Here is a 21,944-nt window from a genome sequence, read left to right as displayed (position 1 = left end):
CCGGCTGGGCCGGGCGCACCATTCCGGGTCGAAGTCGGACGAATTCCCGCCCGTGCCGCCGCGCCGTTTTGCCACGCCCGCTCCGCGCAGCGGACACTGGCGGGATGAGTGGACGCCACACCGGGCCGGACGACGCCCGCCCGATCCCGCAGCGCGGCGACGCCGACCCCACGGCCGGGTGGGAGGACGACCCCGACGACGTGTACGTCGTCGACGTGCGCGGCCGCAAGCAGGGCCGTGGCCCCGGCTCGGGCGGCGGCCAGGCCCGCAACCAGGCCCGCAACCAGGCCCGCAACCAGGCCCGGAACCAGGCTCGGGACACCGGTGCGCGCGCCCAGTACGGCGCAGCCGCCACGGCCCCTGCCGACCGGGCCCCCCGGACACCGCGCCAGTCCGCCACTCCCCCGCCGTCCGCTCCCCCGGCCGGTCCCCGCGCGCCGCAGGAGCCGCGCGGACCCCGCGAGCCCCGCCGGCGCCGCCGACGGCCGGTCGCCCTGCTCGTGGGCCTGGTCGTCGTGGCCTGGCTGGCGTTCATGGCCTTCACCCCGCTGCACGCGTGGAACTCCGTCAGCAAGGTCGACACCACCCCCGCCGGCACCCGCCCGGCCCAGAGCAAGGGGTACAACTACCTCCTCGTCGGGTCCGACAGCCGCGAGGGCCTGACCAAGGCCCAGAAGAAGGAGCTGGCCACCGGCAACGCCGTGGGCCGCCGCACCGACTCGATCATCCTCGTCCACGTCCCGGCCGGGGGCGGCAAGCCCGCGCTCATCTCCCTGCCGCGCGACAGCTTCGTGCCGATCCCGGGCCACAACAGCAACAAGATCAACGCGGCCTTCGCGTTCGGCGGCCCGAACCTGCTCGTCCAGACCGTCGAGCAGGTCACCGACCTGCACATCGACGGGTACGTCGAGATCGGGTTCGCCGGGTTCGCCTCCGTCGTCGACAGCGTCGGCGGGGTGAACATCTGCGTGAAGTTCGCCATGAACGACAAGAAGGCCGGCATCAACCTCAAGAAGGGCTGCCAGCTGCTCGACGGCCGCAACGCCCTCGGCTACGTCCGCGCCCGCTACTCCGACCCGCGCGGCGACATCGGCCGGGCCGAGCGCCAGCGCCAGTTCCTCGCGGCGATCATGAAGAAGGCGCTCACACCGTCGACGGTCCTCGTGCCGACCCGCTACTGGGGGTTCTCCCACGCCGCGGCCCAGGGCCTCATCGTCGGTCAGGACACCTCGATGCGCGACGCGAGCCGCGTGCTGCTGGCGATGCGCGCGGTCTCCAACGACCAGGGCCTGAGCCTCGTGGTCCCGCTGCAGAGCCTGAACTACCAGACCAGCGCCGGCAGCTCGGTCAAGTGGGACACCCCGCGGGCCAAGGCGCTGTTCACGCTGCTGCGCAACGACACCCCGCTCGAGTCCCCGCCCGAGGGCACCGACGGCAAGCCCTCCGGCGGCTGACCGGTATGGCGCGCGGCCGGCTCAGCGCGCGCGGCGCCAACCGTTCACGGTGACGCCCTACCGCGACTCCGTCCGGTCAGCCGTCGCCAGTGCGGCCGAGGTGTCGCGCATCCACTCGAGCTCGCGCGAGACGTACTCGACGATGTCGCCGGTCTTGAGGTGCCCGGGGAGCACGTCCCACGTGTAGGTCTCGATCTCGAGGTGGTCCGAGAGGTCGAGCTCGGCGTGCACCCGCAACGCTGCCTCGATGCCGGGGCGGGTCGTCCGGAACGGACCCAGGTCGTCCAGGAACACCGGCACGTGGAAGTGCGTGCGCCACTCCCGGTCACCGCCCGGGTCCTTGCGCCACGCCGCGATCGCGTCGGAGAGGTTGAGCATCCGCGTCAGCTCTCCCCCGCGGGACTCCGTCGTCTGGCTGAGGTAGATCGTGTCGGTGAACGCCTCCAGCGCCTCGACCGTCTCCGCGTCCACCGTCGGGACCCACAGCGCGGCAGCCGCCTGGAGCTTGAAGATCGGCACCCCGGCGTCGACCAGCGAGTCCAGCGACACCGCGATGTCCTCGAACTCCACCGACTGGTGGCAGATGTCGAACACGACACCGAGGTGGCGACGCAGCGCGCCGATCGCCTCGCTGACGGGGAGTCCGCTCAGCCTCGCGAACGTGACCAGACCAGCGCGTGACCAGATCCGCTCCTGGAAGTACGTGATCGTCTCTGCCGTGGTCTCGAGGTAGCAGTAGGGCTCCGGCTCGAGGGCGAGCTTCACCCGCCGGCCGGTGCGCTGCTCGAGGTCGACGAGGTGGGCCACGACCCGAAGGAGGTTCTCGGTCAGGAGCACGACATCGGCCTCGGAGGTCACCTTGGGGCGGAACGCCAGCGGGGCCGTCTGGATCGAGGGCGACACCGACTCGGGGGTGATCTCGGCCAGGATGTCGGCCACCTGGCAGGTGTAGTCGACCCGCTCCTGCGTGCTCCAGTCGGGCTCGTAGACGTCCTCCATGACGCTGCGGCCCTTGAACGGACCGTGGGGGAACGCGTTGACGGTGTAGACGTACATGTCGTGCTCGTCGAGCCAGTGACGCAGCCGCTTCCGTTCCACGGGATCGCTCGTCAGGGTCCGGGCGGAGGCACCCGAGATCCGCAGGGACACGGCATACGGCTCGTCCGGGGAGACTCGCGCCTTCACCTGCGGCGCATAGGTCTCGAGGCTCTCGCGCATCTCCTCCCAGGTGTCGCCGGGGTGGACCAGCGTCGAGTAGGCGAGGTGGTGGGTCCGGGTGGGACTGGGCATGGGGTCTCCGAGCTTCTGCTGGTGGACGGACGGCTAGGCGCGGGAGTGTGCCCGGCGGACCACGTCCCGGAGGAAGGCGAGGGCGACCTCCCTCGAGACGGTCCCCGGGTCGTGGCTGAGGGCCACGGAGGACCGCTGGCGGACGGCGATGCCGGGTGAGCCGTCGGCATCGACCACGACCACGCGTCGGGTCGGGGTGCCGAAGACGATGGCCGCGACCTGACCCGGCGGGGGTTCGGCGACCTCGAAGAGCACGTCGGTGTCCTGGAGGAGGCTCACCGTGAAGCCGGCCCCGGGCGGGGGCTCGCCAGCGGTGGCCCCGGCGAGGAGCCGCTGGGCGACTCCCCCGACGTTCAGCTCACCGGCCTGCGACAGCAGGCAGGAGGTGGTGCCGGACCCGGTCGACCACGAGACGGCCAGGTCGCCCGCGTCGGCGCCGGCCCCGGGGGGCAGGAGCGAGGGGTGACTGCGCAGGGCACCGGCGACTGCTGCGACGACTGCCGCCGCTGCCGAGCCGGGCACCGGGACGGACGCCTGGTCGGAGGAGCCGACCCACTGCGCCGCAGGGACGTCCACCTCGGCGACCAGGGTGCGGAACGCACGGTTCGCAGCCGGAGCGGAGCTCCTCGCGAGGCTCGGCAACGGCTCGGTGGCCGCCGCAGACGACACGCGCTGGGACGCGGCCCGGTTCGGTACGGACACCGGCACCTCCGGAGAGGGAACGGGCTCGGGGGCAGCGTGCCGGGCGGCACGCTCCACGTCGTCGGGGGTGACCCGGCCTGCAGGCCCCGTCCCGGTGAGGGAGGCGAGGTCGACGCCGCTGTCGTGTGCGAGCCGCCGCACCCGCGGTGAGTGCCGGTGGCGCGGCCCGCCGGCGGGCGGGGAGGAGCGCTCGCCGCTGGGGGGTGACGGCGAGCGCTCCTCGGCCGCCGGCTCGACGGGCGGTGCACCCGTGGCCTCGGCCCGCTGCCCGGGCGATGGAGCACCGGGCGCGACATGGGCGAGGACCGTTCCGACGTCGACGGTCTCGTCCTCGCCGACGACGATCTCTGCCAGCACGCCGGCGGCCGGCGAGGGCACCTCGGCGTCGACCTTGTCCGTCGAGATCTCGAGCAGCGGCTCCTGGTCGGCCACCGCTTCGCCCACCTGCTTGAGCCACCGCAGGACGGTTCCCTCGGCGACGGTCTCGCCGAGCTGGGGCATCGTGACGGCGACCCGCCCCTCCCGTCCTCCGGTCACGACTGCAGCGCCTTCTCGATGGTGGTCGCGATGCTCTCCTCGGAGGGCATGACGAGGTCCTCGAGCGAGTCGGCCGACGGGAGCGGGATGTGGGGGGTGGTGATCCGCTGGATCGGGCCGTCGAGGTCCCAGAAGCACTCGTCGCTGGCGAGGGACGCGATCTCCGCTCCCCAACCCAGCAGCTGCGGGTTCTCCTCCACCGTGAACAGCCGACCGGTCCGCGACACGGACCCGAGGATCGTCTGCGTGTCCAGCGGGACGAGGGAGCGCACGTCGATCACCTCGACGTCCATGCCCCGCGCGGCCAGCGCCTCGGCCGCGGCCAGGGCCCGCGGCACCATCATGCCGAGCGACAGGATCGTCGCGTCCCTGCCCGGGCGACGGACCTTCGCGGTACCCAGGGAGTCGATGATGTCGCCGTCGGGGACCTCGCCCTTGGACGCGTACAGGCCCTTGTGCTCGCAGAAGATCACCGGGTCGTCGTCACGGATGGCCGCGGCCATGAGGCCGACGACGTCCTCGGGGGTCGAGGGCGTGACGACCTTGAGGCCGGGGATCGCCATGGCCCAGTTCTCGATCGACTGGGAGTGCTGCGCACCGAACCGCAGGCCACCACCGTTGCCGGTCTTGATGACCAGCGGCAGGCTGACCTGGCCGCCGGTCATGTACCGCGTCTTGGCGATCTGGTTGACGACGATGTCCCAGCAGACGGCGAAGAAGTCGGAGAACATGATCTCGGCGACGGGGCGCAGGCCGGTCATGGCGGCGCCCATGGCCGCTCCGAGGATGGCCTGCTCCGAGATGGGGGTGTCGACGACCCGCGTGGGGCCGAACTCGTCGAGCAGGCCCACGGTCGTCTTGAACACCCCGCCCGCGCCGGCCACGTCCTCGCCGACGAGCAGGACGCGCTCGTCGCGTCGCATCTCCTGGGCGATCCCTCGTGCGACGGCGTCCCGGTACGTCAGTTGCGCCATGACCAGCCTCCATCCGCCCAGAGATCCGTGAAGGCGCTTTCCGGTGCGGGCAGGTCACCGGCGATCGCTTCCTGGGTGGCGGTGTCGACCGCGGCCAGCACCTCCGCGTCGATCGCGAGGAGCTCGTCGGCGGACACACCGAGCCTGATGAGCCGGTCGCGGTAGACGTCGAGTGGGTCGTACGCCTTCCAGGCCTCGACCTCGTCGCTGGGCCGGTACTTGCCCGGATCGGCGCGGGAGTGGCCGCCGTGGCGGTAGGTCACCGCCTCGATCAGGCTGGGGCCGTCCCCGGCGCGAGCCCGGTCCAGCGCCCGCCCGGCGGCCAGGTAGACCTCGTCGGCGTCGTTCCCGTCGATCAGCACCGGCTCGAGGCCGTAGGCCGACGCACGGTCGGCGGCCGGCCGCTCCACAGCGGTGATGTCGAAGATCGAGGTGTACTCCATGTACATGTTGTTCTCGCACACGAAGACGACCGGCAGCTTGTACACGGCGGCGTAGTTGAGGGCCTCGTGGAAGGCGCCGATGTTGGTGGTGCCGTCACCGAAGAAGCACACGGCGACCTGGCCGGAACCGCGGTACTGGGCCGACCACGCCGCACCGTTGGCGATCGTGAGGTGGGCACCGATGATCGCGTAGGAGCCCATCATCCCGTGCTCGACGCTGGTGAGGTGCATCGATCCACCCTTGCCACCGAGGAGCCCGTTGGCGCGGCCCAGGAGCTCGGCCAGGACGGGGGTCATGGGGACGCCACGGGCGAGCGTGTGGGCGTGCCCGCGGTAGGTCGCGAAGGTGTAGTCGTCGCGGCGCATCGCCTGCCCGAAGCCGGCAGCAATGGCCTCCATGCCGAGCGAGAGGTGGCTGGTGCCCTTGACCAGCTGCTTCATGAACAGGTCGTAGGCGCGCTTCTCGAAGACACGCATCTCGCGCATGCTCCGGTACAGGCCCGTGCGCACGGCCAGGTCGATGTCGTCCCCGTCGTGCCGGGTCTGGTCCTGCGGTGGCAGGACGGACGCGTGCTGTCCGTAGACGTGGTCGGTCAGTGGTGACCTCATCGGCTCTCCTCCCCCACGCCGACGACCGACGTCGACCTGGTGCGGTTGAGGTGGGACTGGCTGTCCCGCACCGTCGGCAGGTAGCCGCCGGTCGTGTAGTAGCGCTTGCCCGCGACCAGCAGGTCCTCGGCGGGAAACTTCGTGATGACCTCGCACCCGTCCTTGGTCACGACCAGCTCCTCCTCGATGCGCGCGGCGCCCCACCCGTCCGCGGACGGCCAGTACGTCTCGAGTGCGAAGACCATGCCCTCCTCGAGGGTCTCGGGGTGCTCGAGCGACGTCATGCGGCTGAAGATCGGCCGCTCCCAGATCGACAGCCCGATGCCGTGGCCGTACTGGAGGGCGAAGGCCGCCTCCTCGTTGGCGAACCCGAACTCCTGCGCCGTCGGCCACACCGAGACGATGTCTGCGGTGGTGGCGCCGGGCTTCACGAGGTCGATCGCGCGGTCCATGTACTCGCGGCAGATCGTGTAGGCGTCACGCAGGCCGCGCGACGCGCTGCCGACGGCGAAGGTGCGGTAGTAGCAGGTCCGGTAACCCATGAAGCTGTGCAGGATGTCGAAGAAGGCCGGGTCGCCGGGCCTGATGATCCGGTCGCTGAAGACGTGCGGGTGGGGTGCGCAGCGCTCGCCGGAGATCGCGTTGACCCCCTCGACGTGCTCCGACCCGAGGTCGTAGAGCACCTTGCTCACGAGGCCGACGCACTCGTTCTCCTTGATCCCGGGGCGCAGGAAGTCGTACAGCTGCTCGTAGGCTCCGTCGACCATCGACGCGGCCTGGGTCAGCAGCCCGATCTCGTCGCGGGTCTTGATCCGACGCGCCTCGAGGAAGACCTGCTGCCCGTCGACGACCTCGTGCCCTGCGGCCTTGAGCGCTGCGGCGACAGGGGGTTCGACGATGTCGACACCGACGGCCTGGCCCTCGAGCCCGAAGTCGCGCATCACCTCGGCGACCTTGCGGGCGACGTCCTCGGCGCGACCTGCCGCCGGCGAGATCGCCCCGCGCAGCGTGGAGATTCCGGCCCTGGAGCCGTAGCGGTCACCGCGCCCGGCGGCGCGGTGCGGCTCGTCGAGCCACTGGGCCTGCAGGGTGTGGTGGCTGGCGGCGGAGCCGAAGTCCCACAGCACCGGGTCACCGCCGCGTGGCAGCAGTGCGAAGCGGATCATCTTGTCCATGGCCCAGGTGCCGATGTGGGTGCTGGTCATGTACCGGATGTTGTGGAAGTCGAACGTCAGCAGGGCACCGAGGTCGGAACGGTCGAGCTCCTCCTTGAGGCGCGCCAACCGCTCGGACCGCAGTCGGTCCATGTCCAGGCGGTTCTCCCAGTCGACGGCGTTCGTGCCGTATGTCGGCGAAACCATGAGTTCTCCTCGGGTCTGTGCAAGAAAAGTCGGGGGCGGGTGGCACGGGTGGGGTGCCGAGCGGGTCGGCGGGGGCGAGCCTGCGGGTCGCCTCAGGCGGGCACGCGACTCTCGGCCTGCTCCTTCGACGGTCTGGAACGCAGGTACTCCGCGGCCGCGAGCCCGCGCGCCTCCTCGTCGTAGTAGGCGATCTCGACGAGCTCGAGCGCCAGGCCGTCGGGGTCGCTGAAGTAGACCCAGCGCCAGCCGGCGAGCGGCCCGTCGTCCACGACGTTCACCTCGGAGTAGAACGCCACCCCGTGGCTCTCGAGCTCTGCCTTGGTCGCCGCGACGTCGGCCACCTTGAAGCACACGTGGGCCGCGCCGAGGTTGTTGTTGGGCGGCGGCTGCGGGCCGCCGTCGGGCCGCTCGGCGTACTCGATGAGCTCCATGATGGTCTCGCCGGCGAGCAGGGAGACCTGGCGCAGCCTGGCTCCGGGAACACCCACACCGACGGACAGCTCCGGTCCCTCGAACCAGGGCGTCGGCTCGTTGACGAAGGGCAGCCCGAGCAGGTCGTGGTAGAACCAGATCGACCGGTCGAGGTCGCGGACGACGAGGCCCACGTGGTGGATGGCCTGGATGGTGATCGCCATGACCGTCGCCTCAGCCCGACGTCGTCGGCGACACGAGGACCTTGAGCTGGTCACCGGTCGGGTTGACGAGGACGTCGAAGCCTCGGGACACGACGTCCTCGAGCCCGATCCGGGTCGTGACCGCCTTGGCGACGGGGTACTTGCCCGACGCGATCAGCCGGATGATGCGGGGCCAGTCCGTGATGAGGTAGCACCAGCTCCCGATGTAGCTGATGTCCTTCTCCGACAAGCGCATCGCGTCGATCGTCGCGGGCCGGGTGTGCAGCCCGGTCTGGACGATGCTGCCGCGGGTGCGCACGCTGTCCATCGCCGTGGTGAGCCCCGGCGTCGAGCCGGAGCACTCGGCCACGATGTCGACGCCGCGCCCCTCGGTCGTCTCGGCGATGAAGTCGGCGAAACCGTCCTGGGTGGGGTCGACCACCGGCCCGATGTCCATCGCCCGGGCCAACGCCGCACGGTTGGGGTTGGGCTCGGCGATCACGACGGTGGTGGCGCCGAGGGCGCTCGCGTACATCGCCGACAGGACACCGATCGGGCCGGCCCCGGTGACGAGGACGATGTCACCGCCGCGGACCCCGACGCGGTCGATGCCGTATGCCGCGACGCTGGCGGGTTCGACGACCGCACCCTCGACGTCCGACACCGAGTCCGGCAGGCGGCTGACCTGGTACTCCTTCAGCACCGCATACTGCGCGAGGCCACCGGTCTCCGCGGACAGTCCGGTGCAGGCGAACTTCTCGCAGAGGTGGCCCAGGCCCTCCCGGCAGAAGCGGCACCGTCCGCAGACGATGGCGGGCATGATGGCGACCCGGTCACCGACCGCCACGTCACTGACGCTGCGACCGACCTCCACCACCCGCGCGGAGAACTCGTGACCCAGCACCTGTGGAAGCGTCACGCCGGTGAGCGGATGTGGCGTCACCGGCGTGACGATGGGACCGACCATGTACTCGTGGAGGTCGGTGCCGCAGATGCCGCACCACAGGACCTCGACGAGCACCTCGTCGTGCTCGTGGATCTGGGGGACGTCGACGTCCTCGACGCGGATGTCGGACTTGCCGTGGAACCGTGCTGCCCGCATGGGGGTGTCCTCCTGGTCTAGACGCTGGCGCGCGCGCCGCGGACGCGCCCGTAGATGACGGCGGCGGCCACGATGAGCCCGCCCTGGAACAGGTACTGCCACGTCTGCGAGAGGTCGAGGAAGACCGTCGCGTTCAGCAGCTCGATGATCAGTCCGGCACCGAGGAGCGTGCCGATGAACGTCCCCCGACCACCCAGGAGGCTGGTGCCACCGAGCACGACGGCCGTGATGCTGCTCAGGGTGTAGCCGACGCCCTGGGTGGGGTCGCCGATCCCGAGCTGCACGAGCAGGACGACGGAGCCCAGGAAGACGAACAGCGAGGCCACGACGTAGCCGAGCACCACCGTGCGGTCGAGCTTGACCCCGACCCGTCGGGCCGAGCCCTCGTCGGACCCGACAGCGCGCAGCCGCCTCCCCCACCCGCTGTAGCGCAGCAGGCACTCCATCACCACCGCGGCGATGACGAGCAGGATGAACACGTTGGGGACCGGGCCGACCCCGAGCTGGAGGAACGCGGTGACACCGTCCGCGATGTTGCCGCCCGGCGCGCTGCGCAGCAGGAGGCTCAGCCCCTGCAGGGCGATGTAGGCCGCGAGGGTCGCGGCGACCGGGGTGAACTTGGCGTACCGGATCAGCGAGCCGTTGACCGCCCCGACACCGGCCGAGGCCAGCACCATGAGGACGATCCCGAGGGCCATGAAGGCCGGTGACTTCCCGTTGACGAGGAAGAACGAACCGATGACGACGACGAAGCCTGCCAGTGGGCCGACGGACAGGTCGATGCCTCCGGAGAGGAGTGCGACGGTCTGGCCCAGGGCGATGAATCCCAGTGCGGCGCAGGACATCGTGACGCTGGTGATGTTGAACGCAGAGAGGAAACGGGGGTTCTGCGCGTAGATGTAGCCGCCCAGCGCGATCATGACCAGGGCGAGGATCAGGACCGGGGCGTAGTCACCCTGCAGGAAGCGCCCGACCCGGGTGGAACCGGTCGCGCTGGTCGACGCGACCGCCCGGTCCTTGGACTTCGTCCGGCTGGTGGCTCGCACGGCCGCGTCGATGAGGTTGCTCTCGGTGACGTCCGCGCCGGCGAAGGTGTTGACCACCGAGCCCCTCGACATCACGATGACGCGGTCGCAGAGCCCCTCGAGCTCCTTGGCGTCCGAGGAAGCGACGACCACGGGTACGCCGCTGTCGGAGACCTCTCGCAGGATGCGGTAGATCTCCGCGCGCGCTCCCACGTCCACGCCCTGGGTGGGTTCGTCGGCGACGAGCAGCTTGGGTCGCGACAGCAGTGCGCGCGCGAGCACCACCTTCTGCTGGTTGCCGCCCGACAGCGCCGAGACCTCGGTCTCCTGCGAGGCGGTCTTCACGGCCAGGTCCTTGAGCTCCGCGCCGACCGTCTCGACCTCGGCGCCGCGGTCCAGCAGCCATCCCTTGCGGAACCGGCCCAGTGCGGCGAGCGCCGCGTTCTCCCGGACCGAGAGGGTCATCATCAGGCCCTCGACGTGCCGGTCCGCAGGGAGGTATGCCGTCGCGTGCGCCAGCTGCTTCGCCGTGTGGTCCTTGGCGCCGATCCTGACGGTCCCCGTGAACGGCTCGAGCCCGTTGAGGGCGCGCAGCAGATCGCTCTGGCCGTTCCCGACGATGCCCGAGATCCCCAGGACCTCCCCTCGACTGGCGGTGAAGGAGACGTCGTTGAAGCCCTTGCCGGAGAGGCCCTCGACGGTGAGGAACTCTTCTGCGTCGACCACGTCCGGGCGCTTGGGCGGGAACGTGTACTCGAGCTGGCGTCCGACGATCAGGGCCAGCAGCTCGTCGTCGGTGATCGTGTCCACCTCGGCCGTGCCGCGCACGCGACCGTCGCGCAGCACGGTCACCCGCTGCGCCAGCTCGCGGACCTCGGCGAGGCGGTGGGTGATGTAGACGACCGCGGTGCCGCGCTCGGCGGCCCGCCTGACCCAGGCGAAGAGGCGGTCGACCGACTCCGGGCCGAGGGGGGCGGTCGGCTCGTCGAGGATGAGGATGGTCGGCTTGACCAGCATCGCCTTGGCCAGCTCGAGCAGGTGCCGCTGTGCGACGCTCAACGAGTCGACGCGGTCCTCGAGGTGGGCGGTCGAGCCCACGTCGTCCAGGACCTGGCGCATGGTCGACTCGGCGGCCCTGCGCCCACCGAGCCGGTCGGCCTGGACCGCCACCCGGATGTTCTCCGCCACGGTCATGTCCGGCAGCACCGCAGGGTGCTGGTGGACGATCGCGATCCCCAGCTGCGTCGCCCGGGCCGGCGTCAGCGAGTCGATGGGCTCCCCGTCGACCTCGATCGTCCCGCCGTCGGGGAGGACGGAGCCGGTGGCGACGCCCATGAGCGTCGACTTGCCGGCACCGTTCTCCCCGAGCAGCGCGTGCACCTCTCCCGGCCGGATGGTCAGGGAGACGTCGGTGAGGGCGGCCACGCCGTCGTAGTGCTTGCTGATCTCGGTCAGCCTCATCGCCGACCTGAGGTCGGTGGCGAGGTCGGCCGGAGTCCGGTCCTGCGTCTGGTCGCTCATGGATCCGTCCTGGACATCAACGTGCATCTTCGACATGGGATCGCCTCACGTGGGACTTACTTCAGCAGCTTCGCCTGGGCGTCGCCGGCCATCTGGGCGGAGAGGTAGATGTCCCCGGGCAGGGCCTTCTCGCAGGTGACGGGGTGCGGCGTGGAGCTGACCGAGTCCTCGAACATCGGCGCCTTGAACACGTCGTCGCTCGGCGTCTTGCCGCCGGTGGCGAGCGCCACGGCCCACTGGACGGCGAGGCGGGCGTTGTCGTTGCCGGTGGCGACCGTCATGAGCTTGAAGTCCGGGTTCTTGGCCTTGTGCGCCTCGTAGAAGCAGGAGAGCACGTTGCCGTCGGACGTGGCGATCATCGGGATCGACCGGCCGGACTTCTCGAACTCGGGCAGGGCGCCCACGAGGGACGGGCCGAAGTCCGAGACGATGACGTCGATCTTCGGGTACTTGGCGATGGCCGCGCTGAGCACCTGCTGGGTCTTGGACGGGTCCCAGTTGGTCACCTCGAACGGCGACTGACCGATGAACTTGTACTTGCCCGTGGGGTCGAGCACGGACTTCATGCCCTTCAGCTCGTCGACGCCCTGGCTGTTGCCCGCAGGTCCGGAGAGGAAGAGGACGTTGCCGCCGTCGGGGAGGTTCTTGACGATCCAGTCGCCCCAGTTCTTGCCGTCGGTGGTGAAGTCGGCCCCGATCCACACGTTGTAGTCGGCCTTGGCCGTGCCGCCCGGGTTCACGCGGTAGGGCACGGTGACCACTCCCGCCTTGAAGGCGCTGCGCAGGGCGGGGAGCATCGCGTTGCCGGCGTCGGGGAAGACCACCATCGCGTTGACGCCCTTGGCGACCAGTCCCTGGATGTCGGAGATGGCCTTCTGGGTGTCACCCTGCCCGTCGGCGTAGGTGAAGTTCGTGACGCTCGGGCACTTGGCGATCTCCTCCTTGGCCGCGGCCGTCGTGACCAGGCGCCAGCTGTTGCCGCCGAACCCGTCGGTCAGGCCGAGGGAGATCTTCTTGGTGCCGCACCAGGACGGGGCGCCGGCCACGGTCGCACCACTGGCCGATCCACTCGTGTCACCGCCCGCTGTGGTTCCGGTGCTGCTGCACGCTGCCAGCGAGAGGGCGACGGCGCCGCAGGAGGCCATCAGCCGGATCTTGCTCGTGGATTCCTTCATGGTTCTGGACCTTTCTGTGGTGCACGGGACAGCGTTGGGTAGAGCCGCGTCAGGGGAGGCGACGGGGCGACGGCGTGGGGCGGAGCAGGGGTGCTGCGTGGTGGTCAGGAGGGGGACGCGACCGGCCCGGGGCTGCGGGCGAACCGTTCGCGCAGACGGCGCCACTCGATGGAGTAGAGGGCCACGCCGATGGCGAAGGCTGCCGCCTGCACGAGCGTCTCGACGGCGAAGTTGACGCCCAGCGCGAGCACCAGCTGGTCGAGCTGCGTGAGGAACAACGCGGCGATCGCCGTGGCGGCGATGTTGCCGCGGCCGCCCAGCAGCGAGGTCCCGCCGAGGACGACGGCGGCCACCGAGGGCAGCAGGTAGCGGTCGCCCTGGTAGGCGCTGGGCTTGTTGAGGATGCCTGCGAGCAGCAGCCCTCCGAGCCAGTAGTGCACCTGGGCGGCCACGTACCCGCCGGCGCGGTGTCGTTGCACCCGTAGGCCGGTCGCCCACGCCGCCCTGCCGTTCGCCCCCACGGCCTCGAACCTGCGACCTGCCACGGTGCGCTTGACCACCAGGGTCGTGACGGCGACCGTGACGACCGCGACGAGCAGCGAGTTCGGGACCCACAGGAGGGTTCCGCCGGCCACGCTGGCCAGCAGGTCGGTGGTCTGGCGGGGGGTGCCTCCTGAGATGCCGAGGACACCGGCATACAGCAGGGCGTTCACCCCGAGCGTCGCGACGATGGGGTTCAGCCCCATCCGACCGATCAGGAACCCGTTGACCAGTCCGGCGACGAGCACCACGCCCAGCGCCATCAGCGCCGCAGGGAGGACCTTCGCGTCGTTCCCGTAGGCCTGGTGGGTGACGATCACGACGACGATGGACACCGATCCCGGGACGGACAGGTCGAAGCCACCCTGCATGACGACCAGGGTCTGGCCGATGGCCACGATCGCCAGGACCGCAGCGAACGGCAGCATTCCCTGGAGCGCTCCGGAGCTCATGCTGCTCGGGGCGAAGACGATCGAGACGACGGCCAGGAGGGCCAGGGCGGCCAGGACGGTCCACAGTCCGCGCGAGAGCACGGGCAGGGTTCGCCGCGGGCTGCTGCCGTGGGCGCCGTCGGTCGATGCCATCCCGTGCCTCCTCGTCGAGGTCCTCCGCAGTGTTCACAGAACGACTGCAGTTCGTTAGGTGTGACTGTACAACTGTGCCGAGGTGTTCACAAGGGGTTTACGCCTATGGGTTCGTCCCACGGGCGGACCGTCGCGCTCAGAGGCGACTGAGATCGGCCATGTCCCGGTCACCGAAGCCCGACTCCACGGCGAGCTGCACGGTGCGCAGCACCTGCTCGGTCACCACGGCCGGCGCACCCGTGCGACGGGCCTGCTCGGTGATGAGCTGGAGGTCCTTGGCCACCAGCGCCAGCGTCATGGCCACCGGTGTCGTGGTGTCCAGGAAGGCGCCACGCTTGTACTGCACGTACGGTGCGCCGACCACGCTCTCCTGGAGCACGGCATACGCGTCCTCACGCGCGAGACCCGCTCCCTCGGCGAGCCGCAGCGACTCGGCGAGCGCAGCGTTCAGGTCGTGCAGGACGAGGTTGACGGCGAGCTTCATGACCTGGCCGGCCCCGGGATCCCCGACGCGGATCACCCTGCGGGCGATGGCACCGAGCACCCCCTCGGCCCGCGCGATGGCACCCTCCGGGCCCCCGGCCATGACGAGCAGGGTGCCACCCTCGACAGCCGGGACGCTCCCCGAGACAGGGGCGTCGACGAAGGACACCCCTCGCTGCGACAGGCCTTCGGCAAGGCGGTGCGCGGCCTCGACGCCACTGGTGCCCAGGTCGACGACGACGACGACGTCGTCGGCGTACGCGCCCTGCACGTCATCGGCCAGCAGCACCTCGCACGTGGCAGCACCGGTCGCCATCATGGTGAGCACCACGTCGGCGCCCGCGACCGCTTCCGCGGCCGTGTCCGCGACGACCAGGCGCTCGTGCCCCTCGGCGACGGCCTCGGCCGTGGCGCGCGTGCGGTTCCACAGTGGGACGTCGTGCCCGGCACCGGCCACCTTGCGGGCGACGGCCCCACCCATGCGCCCCGCCCCGAGGACGGCGACCCTAGCCACGACGGGGGTCCACGAGGATCTTCTGTCCGGCGGTGCCGGCGGCCAGGGGGTCCAGCCCCTGCGGGACGACGTCTGCCAGCGCGATCGTCCTGACGCCGACGGCATCGCTCAGACGCGTCCGGTCGAGCAGCGCGAGGGCCCGGGGGAGGTCGGTTCCGCACACGTGGGCCACCGTCGTCGCGACGTCCACCTCCCTCAGGACAACCCCCGCGAGGGCGATCGGCTGGGGCGCCTTCGACAGGCCGACCAGCAGGACCCGCCCACCGCGGACGGCGAGGTCCAGGGCCCTCGCAGCCGCCCCGGGGGCACCGGAGCTCTCGATGACGACGTCGACCTGGCCGCCGACGAGGTCGGCGACGGCCTCCATCGAGGTGTCCGCGGTCAGCTTGATGGTGCGGCTCGCACCCAGGGTGGTGGCCGCCGCCAACCTCGCGTCGTCGATGTCGGCCACCACGACCTCACCGTCGTGACCGGTCAGCCCTGCGAGGATGAAGGAGCCGATGGCGCCCGCCCCGAGGACGAGGACCGTGTCACCCGGGCGGATGCCGGCGCGGTCGACGGCGTGCAGCCCCACCGCGAGCGGCTGCGCCAGCGCGGCATCGACGGTGCGCATGCCCGCGGGGACCTCCACCAGGGTCGAGGCGGGGGCAGCCACGAACTGGGCCAGTCCCCCGTGCGTCGACAGACCCAGCGTGTAGTACGAGGCGCAGAGGTTCGTCCGCCCACGGCGGCACCACGCGCAGGCTGCGCAGGAGACACCCGCCCCGGAGGCCACGGTCTTCCCGACCCATTCGCTGGCGTCTGGGGCCGACCCCACGACGCGACCGATGAACTCGTGGCCGAGGATGGTCGGGCCCACGTGTCCGCTGCCGGGGTGGCGGGTCTGCAGCGGGACCATCATCGGTCCCTTGCTGTACTCCGTGGCATCGGTACCGCAGAGGCCGTTGTGGAACACCTCGATGACGACCTCGCCCGCCTTCGGCGTGGGGTCGGCCACCTCCTCGACCCTGAGGTCACCCGGTGCGTGGAGAACTCCTGCAAGCATGCGAATGTCCTTCTCTTCAGGGCTCGGTGGACCTACAGCGTCGCGTCGGACGTCAGGTGGACCTTGACCTGCGCCTTGTCCTCGAGGACGGTCCGGATGCCTCGGTCACCCTCGAGGAGGGGGACCTGGCACGTGACCAGGGGGGAGAGGTCGACACCGCTGCGAGCCAGGAAGCGCAGGGTCTGGGGCCACACCCCGGGTGAGCCGATGATCCCCCGTGCCTGGAGCTCCTTGGACTGGAAGAGACCGAGCTTCGCCGGCACCGAGGAGCCCACGTCGATGCCGACGTAGACCAGTCGGGCGCGGAAACCCGCGACCTCCAGCGCAGAGGCCATCGCCTCCGGGCGACCACTCGCCTCGATGACCACGCTCGGCCCGTGGCCGTCGGTGTGCTCCTTGACCGCGTCCTCGAAGTCGGCCGACGTCGGGTCGAGGGCGATCTCCGCCCCGAGCGTCTGCGCCAGGCCGGACCGGGCGGCCGACGGCTCGGCGACGATGACCTTGGCCCGCTTGCCCGCGGATGCGGCGACCACCCCGAGCCCGATGGGGCCGGCTCCGTAGACCAGCACGGTGTCGCTGGCGTCGAGGTTGTCGGCCTGCACGGTGGCGTAGTAGCCGCAGCTGAAGGGTTCGACCAGGGCGCCCTGGGTCCACGACAGCGCGTCCGGGAGGCGGTGCAGCCACGACTCCTTCGCGACGAAGAACTCGGCGGCCGCGCCGCTGATGCTGAAGCCGAAGTGGTCGCTGCCGATGACGCACTCCCCCACGACCCGGTCGCCGGGCCCGTAGCCGGTCACGCCCCGCCCCACCTGGACGACCTCGCCGGCCCACTCGTGCCCCGGGATCACCGGGTACTCGAAGGGGATGATGTAGCGGCCTTCGAGCAGCTCGATGTCCGAGTGGCAGACGCCCACCGCGCGGCTGGCGACGAGGACCTCGTCATCGCCGATGCGCGGGAGATCCAGCTCGTTCACCGCGTAGGTGGAGGGGGCTTCGAACTGCAGCGCCTTCATGCGCACCTCTCGGTCGACGTCGTTGTCGCAGCATCCGCGAGGGACACCATGTGTTCATACATGGTTAACGCTGCGGCGTTCGGTGTCAAGAACTACCGAACGATCGTCGCCTCAGTGCTGGTGCGCGACGAGCCAGATGCCCCGCGCCGGCTCGTCGCCGCGGTTCGTGAGCAGGTGGGGCAGGGAGGAGTCCAGGCTCATCGAGTCCCCGGCGCGCAGGGTGAACACGTCGAAGCCCGCGGTGATCTCGAGCTCCCCCTCGACGAGGTACCCAAACTCGAAGCCGGCGTGCTGCAGCATCCGGCCGTCGCTCGTCGAGCTGCTGTGCGCCGGGTAGATGATCTCCATGAAGTCGAAGTCCGGCCCCGTGTTCGTGGCCAGTCGCTCCCACACCACGCCGGTGTCCATCTCGAGCCGCGAGCGCTCCCCCGGCCGCGTCACGGCGACCCGGCTGTGGCTCGACTCCTGGGGGAAGGCCTCCGCCGGCGAGCTGATGTCGGAGCGGGCGGGGAGCTTGCCCACCACCCCTACGGCCTTGCGCTGCTTCGGCGTGGACCCGAGCGAACGCACCGGTGTCGCAGCAGGATCCGGCGTCTCCGACTCCACGGCGAAGAGCTCGTCGATGGAGACGTTGAGCAGGCGGGCCAGGGAGTACAAGGTGGCCACCGACGGCTGGGACTTGCCGTTCTCGATCTGCGACACGAAGGACGGCGAGACGCCGAGCTCGCGCGCCGCACCCCGCAGGGACAGGCCGGCCCGCGTCCGTTCCTCGCGCAGGCGTGCGCCCAACCGTCCCACTGGCATGGTGACCAATCCCTCGCTCATCGGATCCACTTCCCGCCGAAGGTACCCCGGATCCGCGAGGACCAGTCGGTCCCGTGCCGCATCAGTGCCACACCGTGTCGATGCGTCCGACCGGAACGGCTCTCGGGCCGGGACGGCGCTCAGGCATGCCCTTCTCCGTTCAGTGGTTCGCGACAGTGATCAAAATGTTAACCTATACTTGACCCCTCGGTCTATGCGCGCCACGATGCCGCACACCGTCGGACCAGGCCCGTCCCCCGCCTGGCTGTCCCGTCACACCTCAGGAGACCTGTCAGATGAAGCGCTCTGCCCTCGTTGTCGGCGTTACCGGCATGGCTGGCTACAGTTCAGCGATCGCCCTGCAGGACAAGGGATTCGAGGTGATCGGCATGTCGCGGTCACCCAAGTACGAGCTCCCCGGCGTCACCCACGTGTACGCCGACGTGCTCGACCGGGAGTCGATCCGGTCAGCCATCGCCGGGCTGACCATCACGGACGTGGTGTTCGCGACCTGGCAGCGGCAGGACACCGAGGCGGAGAACTGCAGGGTCAATGGTGAAATGCTGCAGAACACCCTGGACATCGTGTGCGCCACGAACCAGCTGACGCACGCGACCCTCATCACCGGGCTGAAGCACTACCTCGGGCCGTTCGAGGCCTACGCCAGCGCCCCGGCCGACACCCCTTTCCGTGAGGAGCAGGGACGACTGCCGCACCAGAACTTCTACTACGTCCAGGAGGACATCCTCTTCGCGGCGGCGGAGGAGCACTCGTTCACGTGGTCGGTGCACCGACCCCACACGCTCATCGGCTACGCCCTGGGCAACGCGATGAACATGGGGGTGACGCTGGCCGTCTACGGTGCGATCTGCCGCGCGACCGGCGAGCCCTTCGTGTTCCCGGGCAGCCCGGAGCAGTGGAACGGCGTCACCGACCTCACCGACGCCCGCCTGCTCGGACGCCACGTGGCCTGGTCCACCAGCGAACCGGCCGGCGAGAACGAGGCCTTCAACACCGTCAACGGCGAGGTCTTCCGCTGGCGGCAGCTGTGGAAGGACGTCGCCGCGGCGCTCGGTGTCGAGCCTGCGGAGTACCCGGGCTCCCCCACCCCGCTGGAGGGTCGGATGGACCACGCGGACGAGGTGTGGGCCGGCATCGTCGAGGCCAACGACCTCAAGCCGTATGCCGCGTCCGAGCTGGCGTCCTGGTGGCACACCGACGCCGATCTCGGGCGCACCGTGGAGACCTTCGCCGACATGGGCAAGAGCCGCGCTGCCGGGTTCCTGGACTACCAGGGCACGGCCCAGTCGTTCCGCGACCTGTTCGAGCAGCTGCGCGAGAACGGCATCGTGCCCCGCGTCTGACCGGCCACCTCCGACCTCAAGCCCCCTGGAGACCAGCGTGAACCGTCAGGACCTGCTCGCCGACGTGCCGAAACAGCTGTACATCGGCGGCACGTGGCAGGACTCGAGCTCGGGTTCGACCTTCGAGGTCCACGACCCGGCGACGGGTGCCGTCCTCGCCCACGTCGCCGACGCCACCGTCGAGGACGGCGCTGCCGCGCTGGATGCGGCCGCAGCGGCGCAGGCCGGGTGGGCGCGGACCCCACCGCGCGAGCGCGCCGAGCTGTTGCGCGCGGCATACGAGCTGCTCGTCGAACGCACCGAGGACCTCGCCCTCCTCATGACCCTCGAGATGGGCAAGCCGCTCGCCGAGTCGCGGGCCGAGGTGGCCTACGGCGCAGAGTTCTTCCGCTGGTTCAGCGAGGAGGCGGTCCGCGTCCACGGGCGCTTCTCCGTCGCCCCCAACGGAGCGACACGGCTCGTCACGATGAAGGCTCCTGTCGGCCCCACCCTGATGATCACGCCGTGGAACTTTCCGCTCGCGATGGGCACGCGCAAGATCGGACCCGCCATCGCGGCGGGCTGCACCATGGTGGTGAAGCCGGCGCACGAGACGCCACTGTCCATGCTGGCGCTCGTGCGGCTGCTTCAGGAGGTCGGCGTACCGGACGGTGTGGTCAACGTCGTCACCACGTCGCAGTCGGGGGCGGTGTGCGCACCGCTGATCCGCGACCCACGCCTGCGCAAGCTCACGTTCACCGGCTCCACCCCGGTGGGCAAGGCCCTCGTGGAGCAGTCCGCCGCGCAGCTCCTGCGGGTGTCCATGGAGCTCGGCGGCAACGCCCCGTTCCTCGTCTTCGAGGACGCCGACGTCGACGCCGCAGTCGACGGCGCCATGCTCGCCAAGATGCGCAACATGGGCGAGGCCTGCACCGCGGCCAACCGCTTCCTCGTCCACGAGTCGGTCTCGGAGGAGTTCTCCGGCAAGCTCGCGGCACGGATGGGCGCGCTGACGCTGGGTCCGGGTACCCGGGCCGGGGTGGACGTCGGACCGCTGGTGACGGCCAAGGCGCGCGACGGGGTGGATGCGCTCGTCCAGGACGCCGTGGGCCGGGGGGCGAAGGTCCTCACCGGGGGCTCACCCGTTCCGGGTGACGGCTGGTTCTACGGCCCCACGGTCCTGACCGACGTCCCACCGGGGGCGCGATGCCTCACCGAGGAGATCTTCGGACCGGTGGCCCCCGTCACCACCTTCGCCACCGAGGCCGAAGCCGTCGCTGCTGCCAACTCCACGGAGTACGGGCTGGTCGGGTACGTCTTCACCCGCGACCTCTCGCGTGCCCTGCGCGTCGGTGAGGCCCTCGAGTTCGGCATGGTCGGCGTGAACCAGGGCATCGTCTCCAACCCGGCGGCGCCGTTCGGAGGGGTCAAGCACTCGGGGTTCGGTCGTGAGGGCGGGTTCGAGGGCATCGAGGAGTACCTCGAGACGAAGTACGTCGGCATCGCCCTCTGACACCTGCCCGAGCCGGGTCTAGGTCCGGCTCGTCGCGGGACCACGCACGGCGACCCCCGGAAGCGGCTCTCTGACCGCTCGGCGCTGCATGGCCACGTGGACCATGAGGGAGAGCGCCTGGGCGACCGCCCACACGGTGAGAGCCTGTTCACCGCCCAGGACCGGGATGAGCGCCAGGGTGGCCGCGGACACGGCGAGGTTGCCGAGCGTCCACACCAGCTCGAGCGTCGTGCGGCCGACCAGCACCAGGGTCTGCGACATCGGGAGCCACAGGATGAGGACGGCGAAGCTGAGGCAGGCCGGGACGAGCACCGTCGAGACGCCGTTCCACTGCTCTCCCAGCAGGGGCACCACCCAGAGCACCCCGACGATGATGCCGACGACCGAGGGGATCACGAGCAAGGACAGCCGCCCCAACCACCTGCGGTGCAGGTGCACCCGCTCGGAGCTGTCTCCGTCCCGCACGAGGCGGGCGAACTCCGCCGTGTACAGCGGGGCAGCGGTCGAGTAGACGACGTTGACGACGGCATTCATGATGCGGCTGAGGAGGGCCCAGGCGCCCGCGAGGGCGGTGGCGCCGAATGCCGGCAGGAGGAGCGCCGGGAGCGCGGTCCCGAGGTTGGCCGCCAGGTTGTTGAGCGGCTGCCAGCCGACCTCACGCCGGACGATGCGCCAGTCCCCACGGTGGGCCGGCCGCGCCTGCGAGAGCCAGCCCGGGAGGCCGTGCAGCATCACGAGGACCCCGAGCAGGGTGGAGACGACGAAGGCGCCGGTGAGGACGAGGTAGCCCGGCAGGGACGTGAAGATGAGCCCGATGATCAGGGCCGCGTTGCTGAAACCGCTCAGGACCCTGTTGCGCGCCAGGAGGTGCGGACGGCTGGCGCGGACCACGGCTGACGTCACGACGTTCAGCGCGGAGACCGCCAGGAACGACGGACCGAGCAGGAGGGCGATGCTCGCCCACGTGGCTCCTTCGAGCGAGGCCACTGCGCCCACGAGGACCGTCAACGCGGACGTGGTCACCACCGTGGTCGTGGCCGCGCGGATGAGGGCCCGCGAGTCGTCGTCGGAGACGACCGGCAGGCGGGTCTCGGTGGCGAGGGCGTTCACGGAGGACACCGCCGCCGTGGCGGCACGGATCCCGGCATAGATCGCGAAGTCGGTGGGTCCTGCGCTCGTGGCGGCCACGACCGTGGCCACGAGGGCGGCACCCTGCGCGAGAGCCGTCGACCCGAACAGCTTCCCCGCCATCGCGTACCGGACGCCGACATCCTTCATGCGCGTCACTGCCACACCCC

Annotated in this window: 18 protein-coding genes; 3 read left to right on the top strand and 15 right to left on the bottom strand. The window is 70.6% G+C overall.

Annotated elements, in window-relative coordinates; translation table 11 throughout:
* Positions 1-104: 104 nt before the first annotated feature.
* Positions 105-1,454 carry an LCP family protein gene (locus ASD62_RS16165; protein WP_082580879.1) on the top strand — a complete coding sequence of 450 codons (1,350 nt, stop codon included), beginning with the start codon at positions 105-107 and terminating at the stop codon, positions 1,452-1,454.
* A 57-nt stretch (positions 1,455-1,511) separates the two neighbouring features.
* Here ASD62_RS16165 and eboE read toward each other — a convergent pair whose 3' ends face one another.
* The 14 genes from eboE to ASD62_RS16095 all read right to left on the bottom strand — a co-directional run bounded on the left by eboE (position 1,512) and on the right by ASD62_RS16095 (position 17,811).
* Complete coding sequence (gene eboE / locus ASD62_RS16160; protein ID WP_056916831.1) at positions 1,512-2,744, bottom strand: metabolite traffic protein EboE; 1,233 nt, start codon at positions 2,742-2,744, stop codon at positions 1,512-1,514.
* A gap of 33 nt (positions 2,745-2,777) precedes the next feature.
* Positions 2,778-3,983 (bottom strand): biotin/lipoyl-containing protein, encoded by a 1,206-nt coding sequence (locus ASD62_RS16155; protein ID WP_056916830.1) that lies wholly within the window; start codon positions 3,981-3,983, stop codon positions 2,778-2,780.
* Entirely contained in the window at positions 3,980-4,957 is a 978-nt protein-coding gene (locus tag ASD62_RS16150; RefSeq protein WP_056916829.1) for an alpha-ketoacid dehydrogenase subunit beta, read from the bottom strand. Before ASD62_RS16150 ends, ASD62_RS16155 begins: the two co-directional genes overlap by 4 nt.
* Positions 4,945-6,009, bottom strand: a complete 1,065-nt coding sequence (locus ASD62_RS16145) for a thiamine pyrophosphate-dependent dehydrogenase E1 component subunit alpha (RefSeq protein WP_056916828.1) — start codon at positions 6,007-6,009, stop codon at positions 4,945-4,947. Before ASD62_RS16145 ends, ASD62_RS16150 begins: the two co-directional genes overlap by 13 nt.
* Complete coding sequence (locus ASD62_RS16140) at positions 6,006-7,370, bottom strand: Xaa-Pro peptidase family protein (RefSeq protein WP_056916827.1); 1,365 nt, start codon at positions 7,368-7,370, stop codon at positions 6,006-6,008. The genes ASD62_RS16145 and ASD62_RS16140 overlap by 4 nt, the downstream gene beginning before the upstream one ends.
* 92 nt (positions 7,371-7,462) lie before the next feature.
* Entirely contained in the window at positions 7,463-8,005 is a 543-nt protein-coding gene (locus ASD62_RS16135) for a VOC family protein (RefSeq protein ID WP_200956901.1), read from the bottom strand.
* Positions 8,006-8,015: 10 nt separating this feature from the next.
* Positions 8,016-9,086 (bottom strand): 2,3-butanediol dehydrogenase, encoded by a 1,071-nt coding sequence (locus tag ASD62_RS16130; protein WP_056916826.1) that lies wholly within the window; start codon positions 9,084-9,086, stop codon positions 8,016-8,018.
* Between the two features lie 17 nt (positions 9,087-9,103).
* A complete protein-coding gene (locus ASD62_RS16125; RefSeq protein ID WP_056916825.1) occupies positions 9,104-11,632 on the bottom strand; it encodes an ATP-binding cassette domain-containing protein in 2,529 nt (842 codons plus the stop codon).
* A gap of 56 nt (positions 11,633-11,688) precedes the next feature.
* Positions 11,689-12,807, bottom strand: coding sequence for a substrate-binding domain-containing protein (locus ASD62_RS16120; RefSeq protein WP_056916824.1), 1,119 nt, complete (start codon positions 12,805-12,807; stop codon positions 11,689-11,691).
* A 104-nt stretch (positions 12,808-12,911) separates the two neighbouring features.
* Positions 12,912-13,931, bottom strand: coding sequence for an ABC transporter permease (locus tag ASD62_RS16115; protein WP_056916823.1), 1,020 nt, complete (start codon positions 13,929-13,931; stop codon positions 12,912-12,914).
* Positions 13,932-14,067: 136 nt separating this feature from the next.
* Positions 14,068-14,928: an NAD(P)-dependent oxidoreductase gene (locus ASD62_RS16110; protein WP_162254777.1), complete on the bottom strand. Its 861-nt coding sequence runs from the start codon at positions 14,926-14,928 to the stop codon at positions 14,068-14,070.
* Positions 14,921-15,973, bottom strand: a complete 1,053-nt coding sequence (locus ASD62_RS16105; RefSeq protein WP_056916821.1) for a zinc-binding dehydrogenase — start codon at positions 15,971-15,973, stop codon at positions 14,921-14,923. The genes ASD62_RS16110 and ASD62_RS16105 overlap by 8 nt, the downstream gene beginning before the upstream one ends.
* 32 nt (positions 15,974-16,005) lie before the next feature.
* Positions 16,006-16,986 (bottom strand): zinc-binding dehydrogenase, encoded by a 981-nt coding sequence (locus ASD62_RS16100; protein ID WP_056916820.1) that lies wholly within the window; start codon positions 16,984-16,986, stop codon positions 16,006-16,008.
* 111 nt (positions 16,987-17,097) lie between these two features.
* Entirely contained in the window at positions 17,098-17,811 is a 714-nt protein-coding gene (locus ASD62_RS16095) for a helix-turn-helix domain-containing protein (RefSeq protein ID WP_235530731.1), read from the bottom strand.
* Positions 17,812-18,086: 275 nt separating this feature from the next.
* Here ASD62_RS16095 and ASD62_RS16090 point away from each other — a divergent pair, with 275 nt between their 5' ends.
* Both ASD62_RS16090 and ASD62_RS16085 read left to right on the top strand, forming a co-directional pair.
* Positions 18,087-19,154, top strand: coding sequence for an SDR family oxidoreductase (locus tag ASD62_RS16090; protein WP_056916819.1), 1,068 nt, complete (start codon positions 18,087-18,089; stop codon positions 19,152-19,154).
* A gap of 25 nt (positions 19,155-19,179) precedes the next feature.
* Positions 19,180-20,646, top strand: coding sequence for an NAD-dependent succinate-semialdehyde dehydrogenase (locus ASD62_RS16085; protein ID WP_200956951.1), 1,467 nt, complete (start codon positions 19,180-19,182; stop codon positions 20,644-20,646).
* An 18-nt stretch (positions 20,647-20,664) separates the two neighbouring features.
* Here the strand turns inward: ASD62_RS16085 and ASD62_RS16080 are convergent, their stop codons facing one another.
* The gene (locus ASD62_RS16080) at positions 20,665-21,933 is read right to left on the bottom strand and encodes a lipopolysaccharide biosynthesis protein (protein WP_056916817.1); all 1,269 of its coding nucleotides are present in this window, start codon (positions 21,931-21,933) and stop codon (positions 20,665-20,667) included.
* Positions 21,934-21,944: the final 11 nt, after the last annotated feature.

Origin of the sequence: Phycicoccus sp. Root563 (genome assembly GCF_001427915.1) — a bacterium.
GTDB lineage: Bacteria > Actinomycetota > Actinomycetes > Actinomycetales > Dermatophilaceae > Pedococcus.
Note: the sequence above shows the minus strand (reverse complement) of the source record. Positions and strands in the feature narration are given on the sequence as shown.